Raw genomic sequence first — 4,786 nt, forward strand, 5'->3', positions numbered from 1 at the left:
GGACGGGGGCGTGCCCTCGGGGCTGGGAGCCGCCTCGCGGGGCGTGCGCGGAGGCTTCGCGTGCCGGGCCTTCTGCGCGCGTGCCGGCTTCGCTGGGCGCTGCCCGGGCTTGGTGGAGGCCTTGTCCTGGCGGCCCTGAGGGCGACCTTGCCGTGACGGGCGCGAGGAGGGCGTCGCGGGCTTGGGCGTGCGTCCCGGGGCGCTGCCGTCCGGCGGGACGGGGGCCGACACGGAGGCCTTCGAAGGTGCGCCGGAAACAGGGGCGCGTGAAGGGGCCAGGTCCTGGAGTTCGCGCGAGGGGCTGGGCCGACCGTAGTCGATGTCCGGCAGCGGCTTCGGCGGGCGAACGCGAGCGTCATCGGCCGAGGGCTTCGTGGGCCGACGGTATCCACCGGCAGGTGTCCGGGACGAACGGCCGCGCTCCGCGCCCGAGGGCTTCGACGGACGATCGCGCTCGTTCCCAGCGGAGGGCCCGGTGCGCTGACCTTCCTCCGCGTGAGCAGGCCTGGCGGGGCGGTGCCCACCTTCGGCGGAGGGCTTGGCCTGCGGGCGTTGTTCGGCGTGCACAGGCTTCGCCGGAGGATGGTGTCCGCTCTCGGCGGAGGGCTTGGACGACGGACCCTGTTCGGCGCGCGTGGGCTTCGCCGGAGGACGGTGTCCGCTCTCGGCGGAGGGCCTGGATGGCTGACCCGGCCCGGTCTTCGCGGGGCGTCCGTAGGCGATGTCCGGGAGCGGCTTCGAGGGACGAGCGCGCTCCTCGTCGGAAGAGGGCGGCTTCGCGGCTCCGCTGCGCTCATCGCGCGCGGGCATCGAGGGGCGTCCGTAGGCGAGGTCCAGCGGCCGTGCGGCTTCCACCTGCGGGGCGCGAGCGGCCTGGGCTCGCAGCGTGTCCACCTCCCGGCGCAGGCGGAGGACCTCCGCGGAGAGCTGGGCGTACGAGTCGCGCACCAGCCCGTTGAACACGCGCTGCCGGCCGAGCGTCTCGTTGATCAACACCTGACACGACTTGCGGAAGGCCCACTTGGCCAGCAGCACCACCTGGCCCGCGCCCGCGCGATGCGTGTGCAGCGGCAGGGCACGCGTGGTGTCCGCGTTCTCCTCCAGCGCGTGCAGGCTGAACGTCAGTGGATCCACGCGGGGCTCCACGCCGTCCTCCGGCACCTGCGCCGGCTCCGACGTGGGCAGCCCGCGCGCGCGCAGCCGCTCCTCGATGCGGGCCACCAGGGCCCCCGTGGGAATGTCCCGTCCGAGCAGCTTCATCGGTGTGTCTCCTCGACGATGCGCGCCATTTCTTCCCGGTACGCCGCGACCACCTGGGGCCACGTGTGCCGCTGCGCGTAGGTACGGCCCCGGTGGCCCAGCGCGTCGCGGGCCTCGCCCACCTCGCGCAGTCCTTCGATGAACGACGCCAGCCCCCGGTACACCCGGCCCGCGCCGCTGCGCTCCACCTGTCCCACCAGCACGTCCGAGTGCCCGTTCACCAGCACCGGCGTCCCGTGCGCGAACGCCTCCAGCGTCAAGAGCGACAGGCTCTCGAACTTCGACGGCACCACCACCGCCAGCGCACCCGCGAGCGCGTCGTGCTTGTCCTGCTCGTCGATGCGCCCCACGTGCCGCACGCCCTCGCCGTCCAGGGGCATGTGCGCCTCGCCCGCGAGCACCAATTCCGGCGCGTCCGCGTAGCGCGCCCGCAACTGGCGGTAGAACTTCAAGAGCTCCGGCACGCCCTTGCCCGGCTCCAGCCGGCCCACGTAGAGCAGGTAGCGGCCGTGCACGCCGTGCTTCTGCCGGAAGCGCGCGGGCACCGCCGGCAGCGCGTCCACTCCCACGCCCACCACCCGCGCCCGCGCGTGCTCCGGATGGAAGCGCCCGAACATGGCGATCTCCTCCGGCGTGTTGCACATGAGCACCCGCGGCCGGTTGAACACGTCCCCGTAGACGCCGAAGCGGATGGGCGGCTCGTCGTGCGCGGTGGGCACCAGCATCGCGCGATCCGCCACCAGCGGCAGCCCCAACACCGTGGGCGCGTAGAGGTACGTGAAGAACAGGTAGCCGTCGTAGGCGTCCTGCGTGGAGGCCAGGTGCTCCAGCAGGCCCGGGCTCAGCGGGCCCTGCTCGGCCACCCACTGCTCCTCGCGCAGCCGCTCGTTGCTCCTGTCGAACACCGTCCGCGACAGGTCGTTGAACGCGTGGATGTTGCGCGTGCGCGTCACCGGGAAGCGCAGCACCTTCATCCGGCCCACGCGCTCCTCGCCGGGCGGGAAGGCGTTCTCCCACGTCAGGTGGTTCTTCGCGCAGGTCGTCACCACCGTGAGGTCCCAGTGCGACGCCAGCCGCTCGGCCACCTGGGCCGCGTGGCTCTCCGCGCCGCCCGTCACCTCGCCGTAGCGCTGCACCACCAGCGCCACGCGGGGCCGCTTCGCCGGAGTCCTGCGGGGACGCGGCGGCGGCGCCACCACCCCCGTGAGCGCCCGCTCCAGCGACACCTGCGCGGCGACGGGGGAGAAGTGCTGGAGGCGGCGCGCCTGGCCCGCGAGCACCGACTCGCGCAGGGCCTTGTCCCCGGTCAGGTCCACCGCCAGCTCCGCGAGGAACGCGAAGCGCTTCTGGTCGAACGCGATGCCCGCGCCGCCCATCGTCTCCGGCACCGCCGCCGCCGCGTACGCCAGCACCGGCACCTGGGAGGCCATGGCCTCGATGATGGGCACGCTGAAGCCCTCGTGCTCGCTCATGGAGACGAACACGTCCGCGGAGCGGTACACGGCCACCAGCTCCGCGTGCGACAGGCGCCCCAGGAAGTGCACCCCGCCCAGGGCCTTCGCCTCGCGCTGGAGCCCCCGGAAGTAGCGGCTGCCCTCCTCATAGCCGCCCACGAGCAGCAGGCGCGCCTGGGGGCGGATCCGCAACAGCTCGCGGTGCAGCGCCAGCAGGTCCTCGAAGCGCTTGTGCGGCATCACCCGGCTCACCGACACCAGGGTGGGGCCCGGGCCCTTCAGGCCCTCGAGCAGCTTCGGATCCGCGCCCGAAGCCGCGAAGCGCTCCGGTTCGATGAAGAGCTGCACGGTGTGCACGTTGCGGTGGCCCGCGACGCGCAGCTCCGCGCAGTTGTAGTCCGAGTCCCCGATGGACACGTCCAGGAAGGGCGCCAGCGCGGCGACCTGCGCGCGGCCCGCCACCAGCGCGTGCTCCAGGGGCGTGCCCGGGTAGAAGCGCGCGGGGCTGATGTTGTGGAACACCACGCCCCGCTTGCAGTCCAGGTGCATCAGGCGCCCGCTCAGCGGGGACGCGATGCCGTGGTGGTACAGCACCAGGTCGTCCGGCTTCGGGCTCAGTTTGAAGACGTGTCGCGCCAGCCCCTCCAGTCCGCCGCCCACCTCCTCGGCGTAGATGTCCCCCACGTGCCCCATGCGGCGCAGCAGGAGTTGAAGGTGCAGCGCGGCCTGCCCGGAGGCATCGCCGGGGCCGAAGCTCGGGATCAACTGGTGGACCGCCATGCGGGGCCGTGTCTACCACACGGCCCATGCTATGAGGCGGCCCCGTGTCGACCTCCGGACCCATCGCACTCGACGCCACCCTCTGGGACGAGCCCACCACGGGCATCGGCCTCTACACCCGCTGCCTCGCGGACGCGCTTGAGGCCCAGGGCGTCCTCCTGGACCGGATGGGCGCGCGCACGTCGGGGGAGCATCCGCGCGGCGTCCAGAAGCGGACGTCGTGGACGTTGGGCACGCTGCCGAAGCTGCTCAAGGACGCGCCGCCGCCCGTCTACCACGCGCTCGGCAACTTCAACCTGCCTCTGAGGCGCGTGCCGGGCACCGCGTACGTGCTCACCGTGCACGACCTGGTGCCGCTGGACATGCCGGACACCGTGTCCACCGCGTTCCGCTGGCAGTTCCGGCTGTGGCTTGCGCGCAGCCTGATGCTCGCCGACCGCCTGGTGTGCATCAGCGAGCGCACGCGCGACGACGTGCTGCGCCGCTTCCCCCAGGTGGAGCCCCGCACGGTGGTGGTGCCCAACGGCGTGGACCACGTGGAAGCGCCCGCGCTGGACGCCGCCGGCGAGGACTTCCTGCGTGCGCTGGAGCTGCCGAAGGACTACGTGCTGTACGCGGGCTCGCTCGACGTGCGCAAGAACGTGGACCTGGTGCTGGAGGCGCAGGAGCGGCTCGCCGCGCGCGGGCGGCCCTTCACGCTCGTGCTCGCGGGCCAGGGCTGGTACGGCTCCGGCAAGGTGGAGACGCGCATCGCGCGGCTGCGCGCCGAAGGGCTGGACGTGCGGGCCCTGGGCTACCAGCCGCCTCCCGTCTTCTACGCGCTGATGCGCCGCGCGGCGCTGTTCGTCTTCCCCTCGCGCTACGAGGGCTTCGGCCTGCCGCCGCTGGAGGCCATGCGCCTGGGCACGCCCACCGTGGTGTCCACCGCGGGCTCGCTGCCGGAGGTGTGCGGCGACGCGGCCCCCGCGGTGGATCCGGAGGACGCGGAGGGACTGGCGGCGGTCATCGACCGGCTGCTCGGCTCGCCCGGGGAGCGCCGAGCCCTCTCCGCGGCGGGCAAGCGTCAGGCCGCGAAGTTCACCTGGGCCCGCACCGCGGAACTGACGCGGGCCGCGTACGATGCGGCGCTCCGCCACCGGCGATAGGCCGGTCGGAAGGTGGGCACACGCCAACCGGCCCGCGAGGGCCCCCTGGGAGGAACATGCGACTGCTCGTGTGGAGTGGAATCGTCTGCGGGATGCTGCTCGGGTGCGCGAGCCGGGACGCGACGCGCAAGCCGGACGAGGCGCAGG

General features: G+C 73.4%; 3 protein-coding genes. 1 reads left to right on the forward strand and 2 read right to left on the reverse strand.

What is annotated here, in order from left to right:
- Positions 1 to 1,260, reverse strand: a 1,260-nt coding sequence (locus D7V93_RS47065; RefSeq protein ID WP_244237749.1) for a hypothetical protein, incomplete at its 3' end; no start/stop codon positions are given.
- A complete protein-coding gene (locus tag D7V93_RS38110; RefSeq protein ID WP_120647993.1) occupies positions 1,257 to 3,494 on the reverse strand; it encodes a glycosyltransferase family 4 protein in 2,238 nt (745 codons plus the stop codon). The genes D7V93_RS38110 and D7V93_RS47065, both read right to left, overlap by 4 nt.
- Before the next feature lie 44 nt (positions 3,495 to 3,538).
- On the opposite strand from D7V93_RS38110, the gene D7V93_RS38115 reads away from it, so the two are divergent.
- Positions 3,539 to 4,639 (forward strand): glycosyltransferase family 4 protein, encoded by a 1,101-nt coding sequence (locus D7V93_RS38115; RefSeq protein ID WP_120647994.1) that lies wholly within the window; start codon positions 3,539 to 3,541, stop codon positions 4,637 to 4,639.
- Positions 4,640 to 4,786 lie beyond the last annotated feature (147 nt).

The sequence above is a fragment of the Corallococcus llansteffanensis genome (assembly GCF_003612055.1).
Lineage (GTDB): Bacteria > Myxococcota > Myxococcia > Myxococcales > Myxococcaceae > Corallococcus > Corallococcus llansteffanensis.

Bases quoted from the DNA above. Each gene is read 5' to 3' on its own strand.
- D7V93_RS38110 (WP_120647993.1), bottom strand. From the start codon at position 3,494: ATGGCGGTCCACCAGTTGATCCCGAGCTTCGGCCCCGGCGATGCCTCC.